Here is a 23,633-nt window from a genome sequence, read left to right as displayed (position 1 = left end):
CCGGTTGCCGCGGCCGACGCTCAGGCGCCGCGCAGCGACTTCAGCCGGTGCGAGAACTTCTGCCGGAATTTCGCGAGCTTCGGCCCGATCACGACCGAGCAATAGCCCTGCCCCGGGTTGCGCGCGTAATAGTTCTGATGATAGTCCTCGGCCGGCCAGTAGTTGCCGTCGAGCGGCACGACCTGCGTGACGATCGGCTGGCCGAACACCTGTTCGCGCTCGAGCTCGCGGATCACGTCGAGCGCCGTATCGCGTTGCGCATCCGAGTGCGTGAACACGACCGACCGGTATTGCGTGCCGACGTCGTTGCCCTGCCGGTTCAACTGGGTCGGATCGTGCGTCGCGAAGAAAATCTCGAGGATCTCGCGATAACCGATGCGCGCCGGGTCGAACGTCACGTTGACGACTTCCGCGTGGCCCGTGTCGCCTTCGCAGATGTCGCGATAGCCCGGATTGCGCGTATGACCGCCCGCGTAACCCGACTGGACGGCCGTCACGCCGTCGACGTCGAGAAACACGGCCTCCGTGCACCAGAAACACCCGCCTCCGAGCGTCGCGGTTTCAAGCATTTCGTTCCCCATGAAATCAGCCTCTCGTGGATGATGGCAGCCGGCACACGCGTGCCGGCTGCCACGGTTTCGCATCGCCGCTGCCGGCCCGCGGTGCGGGACGCGGCGGCACTCCGGCAAGTATCTCACTCGCGCGCGAAACTGGCAGATCGGCCAGGCGTCGCACGCGACCGGCAGCGTATTTCTCGTCTACACTAGGCACGCGCACGCGGCGGTCACCCCGCCGCGTCAACCCAGCGTCCGATGCATGCCCGACCCCGATGCCAACACCATCTGCCGGAACATCGATATGCACGCCTTAACAGACATCGCCTGCGTCGCGGCCCCGCTCGCCGCTACGTCAATCGCACCGTCGCGGTGGCGCGTGCCCGTTTCACGGAGCGCGCCGCGTGGCAACCCGTCGCCTTTTCCCGCTTTCACGACCTGATGCACGGCATCGCGCGCATCGCCGACGCGTTGCATTCGCCTGCCGCTCGCTCCGCCGGCATGATGCGCGCCGCGCGGCCACCGCAGTCCGCACGTCCGCAACGAACGGCCGTGCGTCCACGATCCGACACCTTCGAGAGACACCACCATGAGCATGCGGCCTGACCCGACGTTTCACGCTTCGCCCGAGCTTGCGATGCAGGCGCCGGCGGAAGAGTTTGCCTATACGTTGTTGCTGAGCCCCGATTTTTCCAGACCCGACGCGCTCGCCGTGATCGACGTGAAGCCCGGTTCGTCGACGTACGGCAAGATCGTGCATACGGTGACGATGCCGAACACCGGCGACGAGTTTCACCATTTCGGCTGGAATGCGTGCTCGTCGTCGCTGTCGCCGCTCACCGGCCATGCGTTCCTCGAGCGCCGCTTCCTGATCATCCCCGGCCTGCGCTCGTCGCGCATCTACGTGATCGACACGAAGCCGCATCCGACGCAGGCGCGCATCCACAAGATCATCGAGCCCGACGAGATCTTCGCGAAAACCGGCTATTCGCGGCCGCACACCGTGCATTGCGGCCCCGAGGGCATCTACGTGAGCACGCTCGGCGGGGCGGGCAAGGACGGCACCGACGGCGCGCCCGGCATCTTCATCATGGATTGCGAAACCTTCGACGTGCTCGGCCGTTGGGAAATCGACCGCGGCCCGCAGGACAAGCACTACGACTTCTGGTGGAACCTGCCGCGCGACTACATGGTGTCGAGCGAATGGGCGCTGCCGCCGCAATTCGAGAACGGGATCGTCCCCGAGGATCTGCTCGCGAACAAGTACGGGCACCGGCTGCATTTCTGGGATCTGCGCGCGCGACGCAACGTGCAGACGATCGATCTCGGCGCGCAGCACCAGATGGCGCTCGAGGTGCGGCCCGCGCACGACCCGGTGCGCGAGTACGGATTCGTCGGCGTCGTGGTCGATACGACCAATCTCGAAGGTTCGATCTGGACCTGGTGGCGCGAAGGCGGCAAGTTCCATGTGAAGAAGACCGCGACGATCCCCGCCGAGCCGGCGCCGGCCGACGAGTTGCCGCCGCTGCTGCAAGGATTCGGCGCGGTGCCGCCGCTCGTGACCGACATCGACCTGTCGCTCGACGACCGCTTCCTGTACGTGTCGTGCTGGGGCACCGGCGAGATGCGCCAGTACGACGTGTCGGACCCGCACCACCCGGTGCTCGCCGGGTCGGTGCGCATCGGCGGCATCGCGCGCCGTGCGCCGCACTCGAACGGCCGCACGTTCGCGGGCGGCCCGCAGATGGTCGAGATCAGCCGCGACGGCCGGCGCGTGTACTGGACCAACTCGCTCTATTCGACGTGGGACGACCAGTTCTATCCGGACGGCGTGCCGGCCGCGCAGGTGCTCGCGCACGCGGGGCCGGACGGCGGGCTGACGCTCGCCGACGACTACTGGGTCGAATTCCCCGACGGCTATCGCGCGCACCAGATCCGGCTCGAAGGCGGCGACTGCTCGACCGACTCGTTCTGCTATCCGTCGGTCAAGCGTTGAGCGCCGGGCTTCATGCGCCGTTCGCGCTGTGGGCAGCCGTGCTCGCGAGCGGCGTCTATCACGGGCTCAACCCGGCGATGGGCTGGCCGCTCGCGGTGTCGAACGCGCTGATGACGCGCCGCGGCGGCGCGCTCGTCGCGGCGCTCGGCTATCTCGCGCTCGGTCATGCGCTCGCCGTCTTCACGGTGATGCTGCCGTTCGGGCTGCTCGCCGCGCTGCTCGCGTGGCAGACGGCGATCCGCGTCGGCGCGAGCGCGCTCGTGATCGGCTTCGGCGCGGTGCTGCTGATCCGGCGCCGGCATCCGCGGGCGCTCGCGCGGATTCCGCCGGCGCGGCTCGGCCTGTGGTCGTTCGCGGTCGCGCTCGCGCACGGCGCGGGGCTGATGCTCGTGCCGATCTACCTCGGCCTCTGCGGGCTCGACCGCGATGCCGGCCACCGCGCGGCGGCGATGCTCGTCGATGCGCATCTCGGGATGGCGCTCGTCGTCGCGGCCGTGCACGCGGCCGCGATGATCGCCGCCGGCGGCGGGCTCGCATGGCTCGTGTACCGCTATCTCGGGCTGAAGTTCGTGTCGCGGAGCTGGTTCAATCTCGACACGGTGTGGGCGTCGAGCCTGATCGTGACGGGGGCGCTGTCGCTCGGGCTGGCGGCGGCGCGATAGCGCGGGTCGCGCTGCGATGCAATGCCCTGCAGCGCAATCCGGCGTCGGGACGAACGGCCGCACCGTCAAAAAGCGTGACGGAACCGCGATGCCGGCCGCGCGCCGCACTGTTCGCTACGTCACCCTGCCGTCACGACGCGCCGCCCGACCGGGCCCGGCGGCCCCGATTCCGCTAAAATCGGGCCATGCGCACCCCTTCCTCATCGACCGCCTTGTCGTCTTTCGTCCGCCGCGCCCGTCGCACCCGCGCCGTGCCGCGCCCGCCCGTCCCGTTCCGGATGGCTGCCCGATGAGCCACGCCAATCCGCCGGATTTCGACTCGGCCGCCTTCCGGCAGGCGCTCGGCCAGTTCGCGACGGGCGTGACGGTGATCACGACGCAGGCGCCGTCCGGCCAGTTGATCGGCATCACCGCCAGCTCGTTCAATTCGGTTTCGCTCGATCCGCCGCTCGTGCTGTGGAGCCTCGCGCACAAATCGGCGTCGACGCCGGTGTTCCGCGGCAACAGCCATTACGTGGTGAACGTGCTCGCGGCGTCGCAGCTCGACCTGTGCAAGCGCTTTTCCACCTACAAGGGCGACCGCTTCGAAGGGATCGCGCACGCGGCCGGCAACTCGGGGATGCCCGTGCTCGACGGCGCGCTCGCGTGGTTCGAATGCCACAACCGCAGCCGCTACGACGAAGGCGACCACGTGATCTTCGTCGGCGAAGTGGAGCGCTGCGGCGTGCGCGCCGTATCGGACGCCGCCCCGCCGCTCGTGTTCCACGGCGGCGGCTTCCACGGCCTCACACCGCTTTGATCGCCCCCGTGCGCGCGAGGCCGACCGGCGCGCCGGCTTCGTCCTTCAGCGTCTGCAGCACGATGTTCGAACGGATGTCCATCACGCCCGGCGCCTTGTACAGGCGGTTCAGCACGAAATCCGAATAGTGCTTGAGGTTGTGCGCGAGCACGCGCAGCAGATAGTGGCTCTCGCCCGTCACGACGAACGCGCCGACCACCTCCGGCCATTCGCGCAGCGCTTCCGCGAAGCGCTCGTGCCATTGATTCTCTTCGTTGCGCATCGACACCTGCACGAACGCCTCGAGCTCGAAGCCGAGCTTCTCGCGGCTCAGGCACGCGCGATAGTGCTCGATCACGCCCTGCTCCTCGAGCAGGCGCATGCGGCGCAGGCAGGCGGATGGCGAAAGCGAAATGCGTTCGGCCAGGTCGAGATTGCTGATTCTGCCCTCCTCCTGCAATACCGCCAGAATCCGGCAGTCGGTGGCATCGAGCGTGATCGCGTGCATTTTTGGTCCCCGTTTTCCCTCTGAGTCGAATTATCTGCCAATCCGGCGGATTGTCCATGTTTATTTCGCAAGCACTTTCTGCGAGCGTCCACCTATCATTCGATGCATCGATTCACGATTCGTCATGCCATGGACACACTCTGGGACATCTCGCCGCCCGTCAGCCCCGCCACCCCCGTGTGGCCGGGCGATACGCCGGTTTCCGTCGAGCGCGTGTGGCGGATGGAGGCCGGTTCGCCGGTCAACGTCGCGCGCCTGACGCTGTCGCCGCACACGGGCGCGCACTGCGACGCGCCGCTGCACTACGACGCCGACGGCGCGCCGATCGGCGCGGTGCCGCTCGACACCTATCTCGGCCCGTGCCGCGTGATCCATTGCATCGGCGCGGCGCCCGTCGTGCGGCCGGCCGATATCGCGGCCGCGCTCGACGGCGTGCCGCCGCGCGTGCTGCTGCGCACGTATGCGCGCGCCGCGGTCGAACGATGGGACAGCCATTTCTGCGCGGTCGCGCCCGACACCGTCGATCTGCTCGCCGCGCATGGCGTCAAGCTGATCGGCATCGACACGCCGTCGCTCGACCCGCAGGAATCGAAGACGATGGATGCGCACCATCGCGTGCGCGCGCACCGGATGGCGATCCTCGAAGGCATCGTGCTCGACGACGTGCCGCCCGGCGACTACGAATTGATCGCGCTGCCGCTGAAATTCGCGACGCTCGACGCGAGCCCCGTGCGCGCGGTGCTGCGCGCGCTGCCCGCACGCGCCGCCTGACTACCCCGACCCACGACCCCACATCATGATGATCAAGACCCGTGAAGACGCGCTCGCGCTCGACCGCGACGACCCGCTGGCGCCGCTGCGCGACCAGTTCTCGCTGCCCGACGGCGTGATCTACCTCGACGGCAATTCGCTCGGCGCGCAGCCGCGCGCGTCGGCCGCCCGCGCGCAGCAGGTGATCGGCGCCGAATGGGGCGAAGGCCTGATCCGCAGCTGGAACACGGCCGGCTGGTTCGCGCTGCCGCGCCGCCTCGGCGACAAGCTCGCGACGCTGATCGGCGGCGCGCCCGGCGAAACGGTCGTGACCGACACCATCTCGATCAACCTGTTCAAGCTGCTGTCGGCGATGCTGCGCCACCAGGCCGAGCGCGCGCCCGAGCGCCGCGTGATCGTGTCGGAGCGCTCGAACTTCCCGACCGATCTGTATATCGCGCAGGGGCTGATCGAACAGCTCGGCGGCGGCTACGAGCTGCGCCTGATCGACGATCCGGCCGACCTGCCCGGCGCGCTCGGCGCGGACACGGCCGTCGCGATGATCACGCACGTGAACTACCGCACCGGCTACATGCACGACATGCCGGCCGTCACGCAGCTCGTGCACGACGCGGGCGCGCTGATGCTGTGGGATCTCGCGCACTCGGCCGGCGCGGTGCCGGTCGACCTGAACGGCGCACGCGCGGACGGCGCGGTCGGCTGCACGTACAAGTACCTGAACGGCGGCCCCGGCTCACCCGCGTTCGTGTGGGTGCCGCAGCGTCACCTCGCGCATTTCTCGCAGCCGCTGTCGGGCTGGTGGGGCCATCGCGCGCCGTTCGCGATGCAGCCGGGCTTCGCGCCGGATCCGGGCATCGCGCGCTTCCTGTGCGGCACGCAGCCGATCGTGTCGATGTCGATGGTCGAATGCGGGCTCGACGTGTTCCTGCAGACCGACATGGATGCGATCCGCCGCAAGTCGCTCGCGCTGACCGACGCGTTCATCGCGCTCGTCGAAGCGCGCTGCGCGGGCCTGTCGCTGAAGCTCGTCACGCCGCGCGCGCATCACCAGCGCGGCTCGCAGGCGAGCTTCGAGCATCCGCACGGCTACGAAGTGATGCAGGCGCTGATCGCGCGCGGCGTGATCGGCGACTACCGCGAGCCGTACGTGCTGCGCTTCGGCTTCACGCCGCTCTATACGCGCTTCGTCGACGTGTGGGATGCGGTCGAGACGCTGCGCGACATCCTCGCCACCGATGCGTGGAAGGCGCCCGAATTCGCCGAACGCGGCGCGGTGACCTGAGCGGTCTTGCGCGGCGCGCCGCCGTTGCAGGCGGCGCATGCGCCGCGCGTTCGTCATTCAAATCTGGAGAAAGTCGTGAATTCTGGTCATATGCAGCCGCCCGGCGGCGACGCGCCGGCAGGCTGCCCGTTCTCGGGCGCACGCGCCGCACAACCGGCGCAAGCCGCGCATGAAGCGCCGCACGTGCCGGGCGAGGCCGACACGCAAGCCGGCTGGCACAACGCGCAACTCGATTTCTCGAAGTCGATGAGCTACGGCGACTACCTGTCGCTGAATTCGATCCTCGACGCGCAGCATCCGCTGTCGCCCGATCACAACGAGATGCTGTTCATCATCCAGCATCAGACGAGCGAGCTGTGGATGAAGCTCGCGCTGTTCGAGCTGCGCGGCGCGCTCGACGCGGTGCGCACCGACGCGCTGCCGCCCGCGTTCAAGATGCTTGCGCGCGTGTCGCGCATCCTCGAGCAACTGGTGCAGGCGTGGAACGTGCTGTCGACGATGACGCCGTCCGAGTATTCGGCGATGCGGCCGTATCTCGGCCAGTCGTCGGGCTTCCAGTCGTACCAGTATCGCCAGCTCGAATTCCTGCTCGGCAACAAGAACGCACAGATGCTGCAGCCGCATGCGCACCGGCCGGACATCCTCGAACAGGTGCGCGCGACACTCGAGGCGCCGTCGTTCTACGACGAGGTCGTGCGCCTGCTGGCGCGGCGCGGGTTCGCGATCGCGCCGGAGCGGCTCGAGCGCGACTGGACGCAGCCGATGCGGCACGACGAGACGGTCGAGGCTGCATGGCTCGAGGTCTATCGTCATCCGCAGCAGCACTGGGAGCTGTACGAGATGGCCGAGGAACTGGTCGATCTCGAAGATGCGTTCCGCCAGTGGCGCTTCCGTCACGTGACGACAGTCGAACGCATCATCGGCTTCAAGCAGGGCACGGGCGGCACGAGCGGCGCGCCGTACCTGCGCAAGATGCTCGACGTCGTGCTGTTCCCCGAGCTCTGGCACGTGCGCACCACGCTGTAACGCCCGTCACGCGCCCGCCGTCACGACGACGTGCGGGCGAGTTCCTCCCCTTCGCGCGGCTGAGCCGGCGCGCGCGACAGCCGCGGAATGTGCCGCCGCACCGCGAGCAGCGCGACGCACACCACGCCCATCGCGACGGCCAGCATCGTCAGGTACGCGCCCGCGCCGCCCGACGTGATCACGATCGCGCCCGCGAACGCACTGAGGATCGCGCCGAGCCGGCCGAACGCGAGCGCGCTCGCGGTGCCCGTCGCGCGCACGGCCGTCGGGTAGATGTACGCGCAGAGCGCATACATCGTCGACTGCACCGCGTTGACGAACAGCCCGTGCAGGCCGAGCCCGACGATCAGCCAGCCCGTGTGGCGGCTCGCATCGACACCCATCAGCCACACCGCGCTCGCCGCGCCGCCGATGCTGCACAGCGCGAGCGGCCAGCGCGAGCCCGCATGCGCGATCGCCCATGCGCACAGCAGCGCGCCGATCACGCCGCCGAGGTTGTACGCGGTGAGCCCCGAGCCCGCGACCGACACGCTCAATCCGCTCGCCGCGAGCATCGTCGGCAGCCAGCTGAACGCCGCATACACGGCGAGCAGGCACATGAAGAACGCGCACCACAGCGCGATCGTGTCGCGCGCCTGCCCGCTCGCGAACAGCGCGCCGAAGCCGCCGCGGCCGCCCGGCGCGCGAGCGTCCTTCATATCGGTGAACACCGTGCCCGGCGCGACCGGCCGCCGCATCCGCGCGAGCAGCGCGCCGAGTTCCGGCCAGCGTGCGGGACGCCGCGCCAGATAACGCGGCGATTCCGGCAACGCGCGCACGAGCACGAAGCCGAGCACGAGCGGCAACGCGCCGCCCGCGAAGAACAGCCCGCGCCAGCCGTAGCGCGGCAGCACCTCGTGCGCGAACAGGCCGGCCAGCATCCCGCCGAGCGGCACGCAGACGATCGTCGCGGTCACCATCATCGTGCGGCGCCGCGCGGGCGTGTATTCGGCGGTCATCGTCGTGGCCGTCGGCAGCGCGCCGCCGATCCCGAGCCCCGCGCAAAAGCGCAGTATCGCGATCGTCGCGACGTCGGGCGCGAACCCGATCGCGCAGGTCGCGAGGCCGAACAGGAATACGCTGCCGATCACGGCCCGGCGGCGACCGAAGCGGTCCGCGACGATCCCCGCGCACGCGCTGCCGATCCCCATGCCGACCAGCCCCGCCGCGACGGCCGGCGCGAACGCGCCGCGCGCGATGCCCCATTCGCGGATCAGCACGGGAATCGCGAAACCGATCAACTGGCCGTCGAAGCCGTCGAGCACGATCGCGAGCGCGGCGAGCAGCACGACGCAGCGCTGCATCGCCGTGAACGGCCCGTCGTCGAGCGTCGTGCCGATGTCGACCGACGGCGGCAGCCGTTCAGTCAGTGCGTCGGTCGTGCTCATGCGGCCTCCGATGCACCGCGCGCCGGCGGCAAGATGCGCGGACGGCGCGCGACGAGACAACGGCATTCGATGGTTTTCATGGCGTCTCCGGTTGTCCGGGCTGGCGCACGCAAGCGTGCCCGGATCTCATGCTGTGCAGTCGACCGGCGCCCATCGAGCGGCGCCGGTGTGTCGTCCCACCCTTCACGATCCATTGCCGTCGCTTCGCGGGCGCGGCATCCGTATCGTCACGCGGCGCCAGCCGGCCGCCGGCCTGTTACTCAGTTCGCCCGTGCGTCGATCAACCGGACCAGCGCGAGCAGCGTCTCCGCATGCGGCACCGCGACGCCCGTTTCGCGCGCGGCCGCGACGACCTTGCCGCTGATCGCGTCGATTTCGGTGCGGCGGCCCGCGAGCACGTCCTGCAGCATCGACGGGCGATGGCCGCGATGGTCGCGGATCGCATGCTCGACGTTGCGCGCGATCCGCGCGCCGTCGACCGCGATGCCCTTCGCGCGCGCGACGGCCGCGGTCTCGGCCGCAATCGCGAGCGCGAGCCGCGGCCCGTCGTGATGATGGCCGAGCTGGTCGACGGTGCAGCCCGTCGCCGCGCACACCGTGTTGAGCGCCGCGTTGAACGCGACCTTCTCCCAGATCGCGGCCCACACGTCGGCGTCGAGCGTGCAGGCGAGCCCCGCGCGCGACAGCGCGTCGGCCACGGCCGCCGCGAACGGGCGCGCCGCGCCGTCGGCCGTCATCATGCGGACCGTGCCGGCGCCGTGCGAGCGCACGTGCGCGGGCCCGGCCGCATCGGCCGGCCACGTCGTCACGCCGACCAGGATGCGCTCGATCGGCACGAACGCATTCACCGTCTCGACGTTGCCGAGCCCGTTCTGCAGCGTCAGCACGAACGTGTCCGGCGTCAGCAGCGCGCGCACGCCGTCGAGCGCCGCCCGCGTGTGCAGCGATTTCGTGAAAACGATCAGCAGGTCGAACGGCGTGTCGGGCGCGGCGGCCGCGTCCGCATTCGCGGCTTCCGGCCGCATGGCGTGGAGCGTGCGAATGCGCCGTTCGCCGCGGTCGTCGTCGATGCGCAGCCCGTCGCGGCGGATCGCTTCGAGATGCGCGTCGTTCACGTCGATCAGCGTGACGGCTTCGCCGCTTTCGGCGAGCCGCCCGCCGAACAGCGAGCCCATCGCGCCCGCGCCCAGAATCGCAATCTTCATCGTCGGCGGCCTCGTCAGAACGGATAGTGGCGCGGCGCCGTCTGCACCGTGATCCAGCGCAGGTCCGTGAACGCGGCGATGCCGGCCTTGCCGCCGAAGTGGCCGAAGCCGCTGTCCTTCACGCCGCCGAACGGCATCTGCGCCTCGTCGTGCACGGTCGGGCCGTTCACGTGACAGATGCCCGATTCGATGCGTGCGGCGACGCGCAGCGCCCGCGCGACGTCGCGGCTGAACACGGCCGACGCCAGCCCGAACGCGTTGTCGTTCGCGCAGCGGATCGCGGCCTCCTCGCCGTCGACGCGCACGATGCCCTTCACCGGGCCGAACGATTCCTCCGCATAGATACGCATCGCCGGCGTCACGTGGTCGAGCAGCGTGGCCGGGAACAGCGTGCTGTCGGCCTTGCCGCCGCACACGAGCGTCGCGCCGTGCGCGAGCGCATCGTCGATCAGCGCGTTGCAGCGCTCGACGGCCTTCATGTCGATCAGCGACCCGAGCACGACCGGCCCGTTGCGCGGGTCGCCGAGCGGCAGCGACGCGGCCTTGTCGGCGAGCTTCGCGACGAACGCATCGGCGATCGATGCGTCGACGACGATGCGCTCGGTCGACATGCAGATCTGGCCGGAATTCGCGAATGCGCCGAATGCGGCCGCGGCGACCGCCGCGTCGAGATCGGCATCGTCCAGCACGACGAACGGCGCCTTGCCGCCGAGCTCCAGCACCGACGGTTTCAGGTGGCGCGCGCACGCTTCGGCGACGATCCGGCCGACCCGCGTCGAGCCCGTGAAATTCACGCGGCGCACGGCCGGGTGTGCGATCAGTGCGTCGACGACGGCGCCCGCATCGTCGGGCGCGTTCGTCACGAAGTTGACGACGCCCGGCGGCAGCCCGGCCTCCTGCATGGCCTCGACGACCAGCCCGTGCGTGACGGGGCACAGCTCCGAGCCTTTCAGCACGATCGTGTTGCCGCACGCGAGCGGCAGCGCGAGCGCGCGCGTCGCGAGAATCACCGGCGCATTCCACGGCGCGATGCCGAGCACGACGCCGGCCGGCTGCCGCACGCCCATCGCGAGCGAGCCCGGCACGTCGGACGGAATCAGCTCGCCGCCGACCTGCGTGGTCAGCGACGCGGCCTCGACGAGCCCGCTCGCCGCGAGCTGCACGTTGAAGCCGGCCCACAGCGCGGACGCGCCCGTCTCGGCCGCCATCGCGGCGACGAACTGCTCGTGCTTCGCTTCGAGCGCGGCGGCCGCTTTCAGCAGCCATGCGCGCCGCGCGCCGGGGCCGAGCGCGGCCCAGCCGGGCAACGCGCGGGCGGCCGCGTCGGCCGCCGCGCGCGCATCGTCGGCGGTGGCCGCGGGCGCGGCCGACGCGATTTCGCCGTCGAGCGGGTTGCGGCGCACGAAGGTCGCGCCGCTGGACGAGTGCCGGCGTTCGCCGCCGATCAGCATCGCTACGGTTTGCATGGAATCTCCGGAAAGACGCGCGCGGCGCATCAGGCAATCTCGACTTCGACGACGACCGGCGTCGCCGCACGCAGCGCGTCGGCCAGCGTATCGCGCAGGAGCGCTGCATCGGCCACGCGTACGCCGCGGCAGCCCATCCCTTGCGCGAGCGCGACGAAATCCAGGTCGGGCAGATCGGTGCCCTGCACGGGGTCGCCGGGGCCGAAGCCGAACACGGGCGCGAAATCCTGCAGCGCCGCATACCGCCGGTTGTTCAGGATCACGAACGTGATCGGCAGCTTCAGCTGCGCGGCGCTCCACAGCGCCTGGATCGAATACAGGCTCGAGCCGTCGCCGATCAGCCCGATCACGCGCCGGCCCGGCCGCGCGAGTGCGACACCGACGGCGGCCGGCATCCCGTAGCCGAGCCCGCCGCTGTCCATCGTGTAGAACGTGCCGCTGCGCGTGAACGGCAGATGTTCCTGCATCACCGGCCGCGCGCTCGGCGCCTCCTCGACGACGATGTCCTGTGCGTCGCGCACGTCCGCGAGCGTCTGCAGCGCGAACGCGACCGACATGCGCGCGCCGGCGGCAGGCGCGTCGACGCGGACACGCGGCGCGCGCGGCGCGGGCATCGGCCGCTGGGGCGGCGCGGGCCGCGCCAGCAGATCGCGCGCGGCGAGCCGCAGGTTGCCGACGACCGCATCGCCCGACGGCGTCCACGCGGCGACGCCCGGATCGTCGACGAGCTGCACGAGCGTCGCGCCCGGCGGCACGTGCGGGCCGGAGCCTTCGATGTGATAGGTGAACGCGGGCGCGCCGAACGCGAACACGAGATCGTGCCCGTCGAGCCGCGCGACGATCTTCTCGCGGATCGCGGGCAGGAAGCCGGCGAACAGCGGATGGTCCTCCGGAAAACTGCAGCGCCCCGACATCGGCGCGACGTACACGCGCGCACGGTGCCGCTCGGCAAGGCGCACGGCGTCATCCCACGCGCCCGCGCGATCGACGGCCGCGCCGACCACGAACGCCGGGCGCCGCGCGGCGTCGAGCGCGTCGCCGAGCCGCGCGAGCGCGTCGGGATCGGGCCGCACGATGCTGCTGACGTCACGGCGCGGCAGCCGTTCGGCCGGCTGGTCCCAGTCGTCGACGGGAATCGACACGAACACGGGGCCGCGCGGCTCCTGCATCGCGATCCGGTACGCACGCGCGATCGCGGCCGGCACGTCTTGCGCGCGCGCGGGCTCGATGCTCCATTTCACATACGGCTTCGGCAGCTCGGCGGCCTGCGTCGCGCCGAGGAACGGATCGAACGGCAGAATCGCGCGCGCCTGCTGGCCCGCGGTGACGATCAGCGGCGTGCGGTTCCTGAACGCGGTGAAGAGATTGCCCATCGCGTTGCCGACGCCCGCCGCCGAATGCAGGTTCACGACGGCCGCATGGCAGGTGGCCTGCGCGTGGCCGTCCGCCATGCCGACCACGACGGCCTCCTGCAGGCCGAGCACGTAGCGGAAATCGTCGGGAAAATCGCGGAACATCGGCAGCTCGGTCGAGCCGGGGTTGCCGAACACGCGGTCGATGCCGAACTGGCGAAACAGATCGATGACGGCGTCGCGGACGGTGATCGGCGCGGCGGATTGGGACGGGGTGCCGGACATGCTCGGGCGTCTCCTCGATGGCTTGGCGGTTTCCACAGTATCGAAGCGCAGGCCATTCACGGATACTGTATTTTTTGCCAAAAGCCATTACGTCCCGGCATGACTTTCGATCTCCGACAATTGCACGCGTTCACGACCATCGTCGCGTGCGGCAGCCTGGGCCGCGCGGCCGACGCGCTGCATGTCACGCAGCCGGCGCTGAGCCGGATCCTGAAGCGGCTCGAGGCGCAGGTCGGCGCGCCGCTGTTCGAACGCCATTCGAAGGGCGTTCAGCTCACCGCGTTCGGCGAAGCGTTGCTGCCGCACGCGACGCTGCTGCAGCACGAGGCCGAGCATGCGCGCGAGGAACTCGACGCGATGCGCGGGTTCGCGAAGGGAACGATCAAGGTCGGCACGGTGGGCAGCATCGCGAGCCTCGTGCTGCCGGTCGCGGTCGGCCGTGTGCTCGACCGCTGGCCGAACCTGCGCGTCGAAATCATCGAAGGCGTGTGGGACCGGCTCGCGCAAGGGCTGGTCAAGCACGAGATCGACCTCGCGCTGTCCGCGCACGGGCCCGACACCGACGAGATCGTCGCGATTCCCGAATGCCGCTGGGAAGATCGCAGCCATATCGTTGCCGCGCCGCACCATCCGCTGCGCGCGCTCGGCCGGCCGCCGACGCTCGCCGATACGCTGCACGCGCGCTGGGCGATTCCGCCGCGCGGCACCGCGCCGTTCGACCACATGCGCGCGACCTTCGACGCGCACGGGTTGCCGTTGCCCGACATCGCGGTCGAGACGCGTTCGGTCATCACGCTGAAAAGCCTGGTCGCGCATGCGGGATTCCTCAGCTGGATGGCCGAGCCGATGGTCGGCGCCGAACGGCGCGCCGGCACGATCGACACGCTGCCGGTGCGCGAGGTCGTCGCGGTGCGCACGCTCACCGCGTTCCGGCGCCGCCACGGGATCCTGCCGGGGCCGGCCGGCAAGCTGCTCGACGAACTCGTCGCACTCACGCGCGAAGGACGCTGACGCCTTTTTCCGCCGCGTCCGCCCTGCCCCGCACGCCGCCGCCGCAGCGCACCATCGAAATGCCGTTTCCGCGCCTTGACTTTCGTTCGCCCGAATACGATCATTCGCTCACACAAAGAGCAAAAGATCGTATTCGACGAAACAGACAGGCAGGAACAGGAGACACCGGATGAGCGAATCGCCCGCCGCCCACGCGCCCGTGCTGCTGCACATCGGCGCGGGCTCGTTTCACCGCGCGCATCAGGCGTGGTATCTGCATCGCGTGAACGCGGCCGTGCCGGCCGACGAACGGTGGTCGCTGACCGTCGGCAACATCCGCGACGACATGCGCGCGACGATGGACGCGCTGGCCGCCCAGCACGGTGCTTACACGCTCGAAACCGTCACGCCGCAAGGCGAACGCGCGTACGAGACGATTCGCGCGATCACCCGCGTGCTGCCGTGGTCGATCGACCTCGCCGCGCTGATCGACGCCGGCGCCGATCCGGCCTGCCGGATCGTGTCGTTCACCGTCACCGAAGGCGGCTACTACCTCGACGAACACAACCGGCTCGACGTCGCGAACGCCGATCTCGCCGCCGACCTGCAGGGCGCGCGCACGACGCTGTACGGTGCGCTCGCGGCGCTGCTCGCCGAACGCGTGAAACGCGGCGCGGGCCCGCTCACGCTGCAAAGCTGCGACAACCTGCGCAACAACGGCGCGCGCTTTCGTGCGGGCATGCGCGAATTCCTCGAACGGCGCGGCGAAGGCGGACTGCTCGCGTGGTTCGATGCGAACGTCGCGACGCCCAGCGCGATGGTCGACCGCATCACGCCGCGCCCGACCGCCGACGTGCGCGAACGCGTGCGTGCGGCGACCGGCGTCGACGACGCGTGCCCGGTGATGGGCGAATCGTTCATCCAGTGGGTGATCGAGGACCGCTTCGCGGCCGGCCGGCCGCGCTGGGAGCTGGCCGGCGCGGAACTCGTCGACGACGTCCATCCGTATGAGGAAGCGAAGATCCGCATCCTCAACGCGACGCACAGCTGCATCGCATGGGCCGGCACGCTCGCGGGCTACACCTACATCCACGAAGGCACGCACGACGCGGCGATCCGCCGCTTCGCGCACGACTACGTGACGCAGGACGTGATCCCGTGCCTGACACCGAGCCCGCTCGATCTCGCGCGCTACCGCGACGTCGTGCTCGAGCGCTTCGGCAATCCGTACGTGCTCGACACGAACCAGCGCGTCGCGGCCGACGGCTTCTCGAAGATCCCCGGCTTCATCGCGCCGACGCTCGTCGAATCGTTCGCGCGCGGCGCCGCGCCGGTCGCCACCGCCGTGCTGCCCGCGCTGTTCCTGCGCTTTCTCGAACGCTGGGCGCGCGGCACGCTGCCGTATGCGTACCAGGACGGCGTGATGGACGACGGCGCCGCACGCGCGATCGTCGAAGCCGACGACCCCGTCGTCGCGCTGTGCGCGAGCCGCGCCTTGTGGGGCTCGCTCGCCGGCAACGCGGCGCTGTTCGACGCGTTGCGCGCCGGGCTCGCGCGCGTCGATGCCTGGCTCGCGGCGCGCTGACGACCCGCGCGCCGATGCCCGGCCGCGCGGCCGGGCGAACCCGCTTGGCACAGGCCGTGCGGCCCGGCTAAAGTAGCGGCTCCTCACCGACCGAACGGATCGCTCATGTATCTCGGTATCGACCTCGGCACCTCGGAAGTGAAGGTGCTGCTGCTGGCCCCGGACGGCACGGTGGTCGGCACCGCGGGCTCGCCGTTCACCGTATCGCGCCCGCACCCGCGCTGGGCGGAACAGCATCCGGACGACTGGTGGCGAGGCACGCTCGCCGCGCTTGCGGCGCTGCGCGAACGGCATCCCCAGGCGTTCGCGCAGGTGCGCGGCATCGGCCTGTCGGGCCAGATGCACGGCGCCGTGCTGCTCGGCCGCGACGACCGCGTGCTGCGCCCCGCGATCCTGTGGAACGACATGCGCAGCGCCGACGAATGCGCGCTGCTCACCGAACGCGCGCCCGATCTCCACGCGCTGGCCGGCAACCTCGCGATGCCCGGCTTCACCGCGCCGAAGCTGCTGTGGGTCGCGAAGCACGAACCCGACGTGTTCGCGGCGACCGCGTGCGTGCTGATGCCGAAGGACTACCTGCGGTTCCGGCTGACCGGCGCGAAAGTGTCCGATCCGTCGGACGCGGCCGGCACGCTGTGGCTCGACGTCGCACGCCGCGACTGGTCCGATGCGCTGCTCGCCGCGTGCGGGATGACGCGCGAACAGATGCCGCGCATCGTCGAAGGCAACGCGCCGTCCGGCACGCTGCGCGCGGACGTCGCGCGCGAGCTCGGGCTGTCCGAGGCCGTGCTGGTCGCGGGCGGCGGCGGCGACAACGCGACGAGCGCGCTCGGCATCGGCGCGATCCACGCGGGCGACGGCTTCGTGTCGCTCGGCACGTCGGGCGTGCTGAGCGTGGTCGGCGACCGCTTCATGCCGAATCCCGCGTCGGCCGTGCATGCGTTCTGCCATGCGATTCCGGATCGCTGGCAACTGATGAGCGTCGTGCTGTCGGCCGCGAGCTGCCTGCGCTGGGTGTGCAAGCTGACCGGCACCGACGAACCCGCGCTGCTCGCCGAAGTCGAGGCGCTCGACCCCGACGCGCTCGCGGCGGCCCCGCTGTTCCTGCCCTACCTGTCCGGCGAACGCACGCCGCACAACGATCCGTACGCGCAGGGCGTGTTCTTCGGGATGACGCACGCGACCGAGCGCGCGCATCTCGGGTACGCGGTGCTCGAAGGCGTGACGCTCGGCCTCGCCGACGGCCTCGACGCGCTGCACGCGGCCGGCGTCGAAACCGACCAGTTGTCGCTGATCGGCGGCGGCGCGCGCAGCGCGTTCTGGGCGCAACTGATCGCGGACGCGCTGAACGTGCGCACGCGCCAGATCGGCGGCGGCGAAACGGGCGCGGCGCTCGGCGCGGCACGGCTCGGCTGGCTGGCCGCCGGCGGCGATCCGCATACGGTGCTGACCAAGCCGCCGGTGCGCGCCGAATACGCACCGGACGCCGCCCGCCATGCGCGGCTGCGCGAACGCCTCGATGCGTTCCGCACGCTGTACCGCCACGTGCGGCCGCTGTACGAGCCGTCGCGCGCACGGCTCGCGTAGGCGCCGCGCTCGCGCGGGCCGCCGCTGGCCGCGCGCGCGACATGCGTTACAGTGGATGCCGTCATGCAGCCCGCCGGCCGGCCCGCGGGGCGGCCCCCCCGATCCGAACCGAATCGCTATCGTGTCCAAGTCCTCAGAAAAACTCGATCTCGCCACGCGCGCCGCGTGGCTCTATTACGTCGCGGGCGACACGCAGAACGAAATCGCCGAAAAGCTGCAGGTGTCGCGCCCCGTCGCGCAGCGCCTCGTCGCGTTCGCGGTCGAGAAGAACCTGATCCGCGTACGCGTCGACCATCGGCTCGCCGATTGTCTCGACCTCGGCGCGCAACTGTCGAAACGCTACGGCCTCGCGATGTGCGAAGTCGTGCCCGTCGACGCCGATGCGCCCGACGCGATCGACCGCAAGCTCGCGGTCGCCGGCGCGCAGGTGATGGAGCGCTACCTGAGCGAAACGCGGCCGATGGTGATCGCGGTCAGCAGCGGCCGGACGCTGAAGGCCGCGGTCGCGCAGATCGCGCAGATCGATCGCCCGCAGCACCGGCTCGTGTCGATGGTCGGCGCGATCGCGGCCGACGGTTCGTCGAACCGCTACGACGTCGCGCAGTACATCTCCGAGAAAACCGGCAGCAAGCATTTCCTGCTGCCCGCGCCGCTGTTCGCCGACAGCGACGCCGAGCGCGCGCAGTGGTGCAATCATCGGCTGTATCGGATCGTCGAGGCGCTGTCGGGCGAGGCCGACGTCGCGTTCGTCGGGATCGGCAACATCGGCCCGCACTGTCCGCTCTACGAGGACGGCTTCATCACCGAACAGGAGCGCGACGAGATGACCGCGCTCGGCGCGGTGGCCGAGCTGCTCGGCGTGCCGATCGACGCGCAGGGCACGCGGATCACCGTGTCGACGAGCGCGCGCGTGACGAGCGTCGCGCTCGCCACGCCGCCGAAGCGGCCGACGATCGCGTTCGCCGGCGGCCCGAGGAAACACGACGCGGTGATCGCCGCACTGCGCGGCGGCTGGCTGTCGGGCCTCGTCACCGACGAAGCGTGCGCGCGCGCCGCGCTCGCCGCGAAGGCGGCCTGACGCCGCCGTCGCCATCGCACACGCCGGCTCAAGCCGCGCGCGGCGTCGGAAACGCATGGCGGCGGGCACGCCACGCGCCGACCCACGCCGCCGCCAGCAGCGCGACGAGCACCCATGGAATCGCGCCGGCGCCCGTCGCGCCCAGCAGCATCGCGCCCGCGATGCCGCCGCCGGCGACCGCGAGATTCCACACCGTCACGAGCATCGACTGCGCGACGTCGGCCGATTCGCCCGCGGCGTTCGCGGCGGCCGTCTGGAACAGCGTCGGCGCGCCGCAGAACGCGAGCCCCCACGGCACGACGCCTGCATAGACGATCGTCATTCCGGAACGACGCCGAAGCTGCGCGCGTTCGTCGACTACATGGCCGAGCACCTGCGCCTCTGAGCGGCGCGCGAAGCGAAGGCAGTCGGACTGCCGACGAACGCGGGATTCCGAACGCTCACGCGCGGCATCCTCTTCACGCACGATCAGGCGCCCAGCCCGCTCGTCGAATTTTCTCGCCGAGCGCGTCGGCCGCGTCCCGCAACGGCGCCAGGTAGTTGTGCACTATCTGTTCTTCGGTCGCGATCGCGGGAATCCATACGACGCAAATGCAAGCCACCGCGTGGTCGCCGCGCAGGACCGGCACCGCCAGCGCGCCGAAACGCTCGGGCGAGTCCACGCTGGCATGCGCCGCGCTTCTGGTGGCATAACCCTGATGGCGGACCATCGCGATCATGCGCCTCAGTTCATCGGGATGTAGCCCCGCGCGATCGGCCTCGACGCGAGAGCGGGCAAGCGCGGCGAGAATGTCCTTACGATCGTCCTCGGAACAGAACGACAGGTAGCAACGCCCCAGCGAGGATCGGAGCATCGACGGCCGCGAGCCGAGCACGCTGAAGTTCGCGCTCATGCCGTTGCCGGCGTAGGGCCCGTCGACGCTGAGCATGGCCGCGCCGTCGCGTATCCCCAGATCCGTCGGCCACGGTATCCGACGCTGCAGCGTGACGCGGATGTCGGCCGAGAGCCCGGAAAGACGCGCGTGCGACGCAGTCGACGACGAAGGTACCGACGCGCCCGGCACCAACGAATAACGGCCCGTTCGTGCATGATGCCGAATCCAGCCCGCCTCACCGAGCGTCTTCAGCACGCGGGCCAACGTCGCTTTGGGAAGCACGGTCTGCATCTGGAGTTCCGAAAACGTGGCGGCGCAAGCTCGATCGATTGCCCGAAGCACTTCGAGCCCGCGCTTCAACGAGGCGATCGACTTGACGCCTGACGCAGATTCCAGCCGTGACATATCGAATATTGGACCGCAGGTTCACCTGGTGAAACTATACCTGACGGACATCCGGCGCATTTCGCACACTCCCTCCTGTTCGCCCGGCACGGGCAAGGAGGCAAGATGACGACGTTGATTACCGGGGCCGGCTTGATTGGCCGAATGACGGCGCGCCGATTGCGCGCGCACGGCGAGCGCGTTCTGCTGGCGGACATCCGGCAGCCGCTTCCTGATGACCTGGGCGACCTGCCGCTGGTGCAACTGGACGTGACTGACTGGCAAAGCCTGAGCAATCTGATCCGCGCGCATCGGGTGCATTCGATCGCACACACGGCGGCAATGCTCACGCCCGCTGTCCGTCGAGATCCATTGACGGGTGTCCGGGTGAATGTGATGGGAACGACGAACGTTCTCGAAGCTGCCCGGCAATTCGAACTTCGAAGAGTGGTCATCGCCAGTTCGACAACCGTCATGTACTCCGCCTTCGGATCATTGCCCGGCACGCCGCTTCCGGAGGATTTCTCGTACCGGATCGTCAGCGAACGCCCCGCGAGCATCTACGCCTGCACCAAGGTCGCCAACGAGCATCTGGCACTTGCCTATGCGCAGCAGTACGCGGTGGATGCCGTCGTGCTGCGTTACGGCGCCGTGCTGGGAACGGGCTCGGAGGCCGCGTCCAGCGTTCCCGGCCAGATGCTCGACTGCCTGTTGCGCGCGGTGCGAAGCGGCGAGCCCGCCCGATTCGAGGATGACAAGCTGCTGTGGGGCGGTCGGGAAGAGTTCATCGACGTGCGCGACTGTGCAACCGCCACTGTCGCGGCGTTACACGCGAAACAGCCTGCACAGCGGGTCTACAACGTCGCTACCGGCGAGTGGTTTACGTTCGCCGAGTTCGTCGAAGCCGTGCGACGCCGCTTCGGCACGTTGCAGGTCGCCGATGTCCGCCTTCCTTCCGGCGGCCTGTCGGGATTCCCGTTCCAGCGACCGGCGCCGTCGGACGTCGAAGCTGCGTGGAGGGAGCTGGCGTTTCGTGCCCGCTACTCGCTTGACGACACCCTCGCGAATATCGTCGGCATCGTCTGAAGACGCTCGGCCGCCCGCGCTGCGCGGCATGCTTCCCAATATCGAAGAGCCCCAGGAGCAGAGGCATGAAATCCAGATCGTTACGCTGGTTCGGCATCCTCACCTTGTTCATCGTCGCCGCGATCTCATACATCGATCGCATCAACATCTCCGTCCTGGTGATGGATCATGCGTTCCTGGACCATCTGGGGATCGAGGCCGGCGATCGGATCCGGCAGGGTTCGTTCGCGACCGTGTTTCTCGTCGGCTACGGCTTGTCGTCGATTCTTCTCACGCCATTCTGCTCGGCGGCGCTCGGGGTGCGCCGGAGTCTCGTCTACGGCCTGGCATGCTGGGGAACCCTCACGTTGGCGACGACGGTGGTGCACGGATACGGGCTGATCCTGACGTCCCGGCTCTTGCTCGGCCTGTCCGAAGGGCCGCTGTATTCGCTCGCCGCGGCCTACATCAAGGCGCATTTCGCCAATCACGAAAGCGGCAAGCCGAACGCGTTCGTCAACATGGGCACGGGAATCGGTTTGGCAATCGGCTATCCGCTGGTGAGCTACCTCGTCGCGAGCTTCGACTGGCAGACGTCGTTCCTTGCGATCGGCCTGCTCAACCTTGCGCTGGGCATTCCGCTCGTCATCGCCTTCGTCCGCATGCCGGGCGATGAGCCGTCCGGCGCCTCCTCGAGCCCTTCGCATCCCGCCCTCGCGGTGAGACAGGTCGTCGCCGGCGCGCTGCAAACGCGCCATCTTGCCCTGATCACCATACTGACCTCGGCCGCATTGGCCTATCTTTGGGGCAGCAGCAACTGGTTGCCGGCGTATCTCAGCTTATCCCGCGGTTTCTCGCTGCGTGAAATGGGCTGGCTGGCGTCGCTTCCCCAGTACGCGATGGTGCTCGGCGTCCTGACCGGCGGCGTCGTGCTCGACAAGCTGCAACCGAGACAGGTGTCCGGCATGTTCATGGCCGGCAGCCTGTGCGTCGCGCTGTCCGTGTGGCTCACCATCCGGACCGCCGATCGCTACTGGGCCGTAGCCGGAATGGTCGCCGCCAATTTCTTCTGGGGTCTCCAGGCGCCCGCCATTCCAGGCACCGTGCAGGACAATACGCGCGCCGAATACACCGCCAGCGCCTTCGGCGTGGTGAACGGCATCGGAAGCCTCATCGCAGGCCTCATGCCGCTGGCGATGGGCGGCTTCATGCGGTCGATGTCGACCGGCTCGGGTGGGACAGCCTCGGGCTTCCACGCGGGGTTCGCGCTGCTGATCGGCACGCAGGCGATCGTATTCGCATGCGGCATGGCGCTATGGGGCCGCTCCCGCATCTCGGTCGATCCTGTCACGGCGAAGCCGACATCCTGACCGCGAATCCATCCGGCCGAAGCGATGGCAATCGTCACGGACACCATCCGTGTGTCGGTCGGCCATTATTCACAACGCGATCCACAAGGAACTGAAATTCATGCGAGTCATCATCGTCGGCGCAGGGGTGATAGGCGTCACGACAGCCTATTTTTTGCAGCAGCACGGGTGCGAGGTGCAGATTATCGATCGCGCATCAGCACCGGGCATGGCATGCAGCTATGCCAACGGTGGCTTCTATTCGGCCGGACTTGCGGCGCCCTGGTCGGCACCCGGCGCAGTCCGGATGGCGTTCGCCGCTCAATTCGACAAGTCGGCCGCCTTCAAGTGGCGCCCTGACTTCACATGGCGGCAAATCGCCTGGATGATGCAATCGCTCAAGGAATGTCGACCTCACCGGTTTACCATCAATCGGGCCCGGCTCACCAGGCTCGCCACGTATGCGCAGGCGTGCCTGCAGCGCATCGAGTCCGATCTCTCCATCGACTATCAGCGCAGCGCGGACGGAATTCTGCAGGTTTATCGGGAACCCGTGCCGCGAGCGCTGATCGACACCCAGTTGCGCTATCTGGAAACCATGGGCATTGCGGCGGACTTTCTGCCTCGCGAACAGGTCTTCACGCTGGAACCGGCGCTCGCGCACTCCACGCCGCACCTGCTTGGCGGCCTCCGGATACGCGAGGACATGTCGGGTGATTGCCACGTGTTCACCCGTAAACTGGCGGAAGTGATACAGGCTCAGGGTGGAACGTTCACATGGAATACGACCGTGGAATCGCTCCGCACCGATGGTTCCGGAACCACGGGAAAAAGGATTCGTGCACTCGTTTCGCAAGACACGGAATTCCAGGCAGACGCCTATGTCGTTGCCGCTGGAGCCGATACGCCCATGCTACTGAAGTCGCTCGTCGACATACCCGTCTATCCCATCAAAGGCTACTCGATCTCCGCGCCGATCGTGGCGAACGAATGTGCCCCGCGGCACTCTGTCTTCGATTTCGCGACCAAAACCGGCATGGCTCGTCTCGGCAACGAGATGAGGATCTCGGGCATTGCAGAAATCACAGGCTATGACCGCAGCGTGAATGCCTCCCGTTGCGCGCAACTGGTCTCGGCCTTCGAGCGCGCATTCCCCGGCGCAATCGATGGTCAATGCGCCAGCCACTGGGCCGGCCTGCGACCGGCCACTCCGGACGGCGTGCCGCTCGTCGGCCGCACGGCTTGCGAAAACCTGTACGTCAACACCGGCCACGGCGGGTTCGGCTGGTCGACATCCTGCGGGTCAGGAAAATTGATCGCGGACATTGTCATGGGGCGCCCTGCCGATATCGACGCCGCCGACTACGCTCTGGCCCGCTCGCATTGAAACGTCGATGCGAGCCGTACG

21 protein-coding genes and 1 pseudogene are annotated in these 23,633 nt (G+C 69.2%); 13 read left to right on the top strand and 9 right to left on the bottom strand.

The window, feature by feature from the left end:
• Positions 1-20: 20 nt before the first annotated feature.
• Positions 21-581 (bottom strand): peptide-methionine (S)-S-oxide reductase MsrA, encoded by a 561-nt coding sequence (gene msrA / locus C5F75_RS04830; protein ID WP_059578436.1) that lies wholly within the window; start codon positions 579-581, stop codon positions 21-23.
• A gap of 216 nt (positions 582-797) precedes the next feature.
• The gene (locus C5F75_RS37110; RefSeq protein ID WP_226094298.1) at positions 798-1,031 is read right to left on the bottom strand and encodes a hypothetical protein; all 234 of its coding nucleotides are present in this window, start codon (positions 1,029-1,031) and stop codon (positions 798-800) included.
• 112 nt (positions 1,032-1,143) lie between these two features.
• Between C5F75_RS37110 and C5F75_RS04820 the strand changes: the two genes are divergently transcribed.
• The 3 genes from C5F75_RS04820 to C5F75_RS04810 all read left to right on the top strand — a co-directional run bounded on the left by C5F75_RS04820 (position 1,144) and on the right by C5F75_RS04810 (position 4,011).
• On the top strand, positions 1,144-2,550 hold the full coding sequence (locus tag C5F75_RS04820; protein WP_059578438.1) for a selenium-binding protein SBP56-related protein: 1,407 nt from the start codon (positions 1,144-1,146) through the stop codon (positions 2,548-2,550).
• Positions 2,547-3,212: a hypothetical protein gene (locus C5F75_RS04815; protein WP_059578441.1), complete on the top strand. Its 666-nt coding sequence runs from the start codon at positions 2,547-2,549 to the stop codon at positions 3,210-3,212. Before C5F75_RS04820 ends, C5F75_RS04815 begins: the two co-directional genes overlap by 4 nt.
• A gap of 289 nt (positions 3,213-3,501) precedes the next feature.
• Complete coding sequence (locus C5F75_RS04810) at positions 3,502-4,011, top strand: flavin reductase family protein (protein ID WP_059578443.1); 510 nt, start codon at positions 3,502-3,504, stop codon at positions 4,009-4,011.
• Here C5F75_RS04810 and C5F75_RS04805 read toward each other — a convergent pair.
• Complete coding sequence (locus C5F75_RS04805; RefSeq protein WP_006477992.1) at positions 3,998-4,498, bottom strand: Lrp/AsnC family transcriptional regulator; 501 nt, start codon at positions 4,496-4,498, stop codon at positions 3,998-4,000. The genes C5F75_RS04810 and C5F75_RS04805 overlap by 14 nt on opposite strands.
• Positions 4,499-4,627: 129 nt before the next feature.
• On the opposite strand from C5F75_RS04805, the gene kynB reads away from it, so the two are divergent.
• The 3 genes from kynB to kynA all read left to right on the top strand — a co-directional run bounded on the left by kynB (position 4,628) and on the right by kynA (position 7,577).
• Positions 4,628-5,269: an arylformamidase gene (kynB, locus tag C5F75_RS04800; RefSeq protein WP_059578446.1), complete on the top strand. Its 642-nt coding sequence runs from the start codon at positions 4,628-4,630 to the stop codon at positions 5,267-5,269.
• Positions 5,270-5,297: 28 nt separating this feature from the next.
• Positions 5,298-6,551, top strand: a complete 1,254-nt coding sequence (kynU, locus tag C5F75_RS04795; protein ID WP_264160269.1) for a kynureninase — start codon at positions 5,298-5,300, stop codon at positions 6,549-6,551.
• A 90-nt stretch (positions 6,552-6,641) separates the two neighbouring features.
• Positions 6,642-7,577: a tryptophan 2,3-dioxygenase gene (kynA, locus tag C5F75_RS04790; protein ID WP_059578451.1), complete on the top strand. Its 936-nt coding sequence runs from the start codon at positions 6,642-6,644 to the stop codon at positions 7,575-7,577.
• A gap of 20 nt (positions 7,578-7,597) precedes the next feature.
• Here the strand turns inward: kynA and C5F75_RS04785 are convergent, their stop codons facing one another.
• The 4 genes from C5F75_RS04785 to mdlC form a co-directional block, all read right to left on the bottom strand.
• Positions 7,598-9,070: an MFS transporter gene (locus C5F75_RS04785; protein ID WP_181035376.1), complete on the bottom strand. Its 1,473-nt coding sequence runs from the start codon at positions 9,068-9,070 to the stop codon at positions 7,598-7,600.
• 194 nt (positions 9,071-9,264) lie between these two features.
• Positions 9,265-10,209 carry a ketopantoate reductase family protein gene (locus C5F75_RS04780; protein ID WP_060012036.1) on the bottom strand — a complete coding sequence of 315 codons (945 nt, stop codon included), beginning with the start codon at positions 10,207-10,209 and terminating at the stop codon, positions 9,265-9,267.
• 14 nt (positions 10,210-10,223) lie between these two features.
• Positions 10,224-11,675 (bottom strand): aldehyde dehydrogenase, encoded by a 1,452-nt coding sequence (locus C5F75_RS04775; protein WP_059578459.1) that lies wholly within the window; start codon positions 11,673-11,675, stop codon positions 10,224-10,226.
• 29 nt (positions 11,676-11,704) lie between these two features.
• Positions 11,705-13,312, bottom strand: coding sequence for a benzoylformate decarboxylase (mdlC, locus tag C5F75_RS04770; protein ID WP_104011935.1), 1,608 nt, complete (start codon positions 13,310-13,312; stop codon positions 11,705-11,707).
• A gap of 99 nt (positions 13,313-13,411) precedes the next feature.
• Between mdlC and C5F75_RS04765 the strand changes: the two genes are divergently transcribed.
• The 4 genes from C5F75_RS04765 (at position 13,412) to C5F75_RS04750 (ending at position 18,552) form a co-directional block, all read left to right on the top strand.
• A complete protein-coding gene (locus C5F75_RS04765) occupies positions 13,412-14,323 on the top strand; it encodes a LysR family transcriptional regulator (RefSeq protein ID WP_059578464.1) in 912 nt (303 codons plus the stop codon).
• Between the two features lie 169 nt (positions 14,324-14,492).
• Positions 14,493-15,887: a D-arabinitol 4-dehydrogenase gene (gene dalD / locus C5F75_RS04760; RefSeq protein ID WP_059578466.1), complete on the top strand. Its 1,395-nt coding sequence runs from the start codon at positions 14,493-14,495 to the stop codon at positions 15,885-15,887.
• A 105-nt stretch (positions 15,888-15,992) separates the two neighbouring features.
• The gene (gene xylB, locus C5F75_RS04755) at positions 15,993-17,474 is read left to right on the top strand and encodes a xylulokinase (protein ID WP_059578469.1); all 1,482 of its coding nucleotides are present in this window, start codon (positions 15,993-15,995) and stop codon (positions 17,472-17,474) included.
• Positions 17,475-17,595: 121 nt separating this feature from the next.
• Complete coding sequence (locus C5F75_RS04750; RefSeq protein ID WP_059578472.1) at positions 17,596-18,552, top strand: sugar-binding transcriptional regulator; 957 nt, start codon at positions 17,596-17,598, stop codon at positions 18,550-18,552.
• Between the two features lie 28 nt (positions 18,553-18,580).
• Here the strand turns inward: C5F75_RS04750 and C5F75_RS04745 are convergent.
• Both C5F75_RS04745 and C5F75_RS04740 read right to left on the bottom strand, forming a co-directional pair.
• Positions 18,581-18,868, bottom strand: a pseudogene (locus C5F75_RS04745) (MFS transporter); the annotation flags it as partial.
• 142 nt (positions 18,869-19,010) lie between these two features.
• Complete coding sequence (locus tag C5F75_RS04740) at positions 19,011-19,832, bottom strand: IclR family transcriptional regulator domain-containing protein (protein WP_059578477.1); 822 nt, start codon at positions 19,830-19,832, stop codon at positions 19,011-19,013.
• Between the two features lie 105 nt (positions 19,833-19,937).
• Here C5F75_RS04740 and C5F75_RS04735 point away from each other — a divergent pair, with 105 nt between their 5' ends.
• The 3 genes from C5F75_RS04735 (at position 19,938) to C5F75_RS04725 (ending at position 23,612) form a co-directional block, all read left to right on the top strand.
• The gene (locus C5F75_RS04735; RefSeq protein WP_059578479.1) at positions 19,938-20,897 is read left to right on the top strand and encodes an NAD-dependent epimerase/dehydratase family protein; all 960 of its coding nucleotides are present in this window, start codon (positions 19,938-19,940) and stop codon (positions 20,895-20,897) included.
• A gap of 65 nt (positions 20,898-20,962) precedes the next feature.
• Positions 20,963-22,246 carry an MFS transporter gene (locus tag C5F75_RS04730; RefSeq protein ID WP_059578481.1) on the top strand — a complete coding sequence of 428 codons (1,284 nt, stop codon included), beginning with the start codon at positions 20,963-20,965 and terminating at the stop codon, positions 22,244-22,246.
• A 49-nt stretch (positions 22,247-22,295) separates the two neighbouring features.
• Positions 22,296-23,612: a D-amino acid dehydrogenase gene (locus C5F75_RS04725; protein WP_326520653.1), complete on the top strand. Its 1,317-nt coding sequence runs from the start codon at positions 22,296-22,298 to the stop codon at positions 23,610-23,612.
• The last annotated feature ends 21 nt before the right edge of the window (positions 23,613-23,633 follow it).

This window comes from Burkholderia anthinoferrum (assembly GCF_002925705.1).
In the GTDB taxonomy this organism is placed as follows: domain Bacteria; phylum Pseudomonadota; class Gammaproteobacteria; order Burkholderiales; family Burkholderiaceae; genus Burkholderia; species Burkholderia semiarida.
The sequence above is the reverse complement of the archived record's forward strand: the minus strand, read 5'-3'. Positions and strand labels throughout refer to the sequence as shown.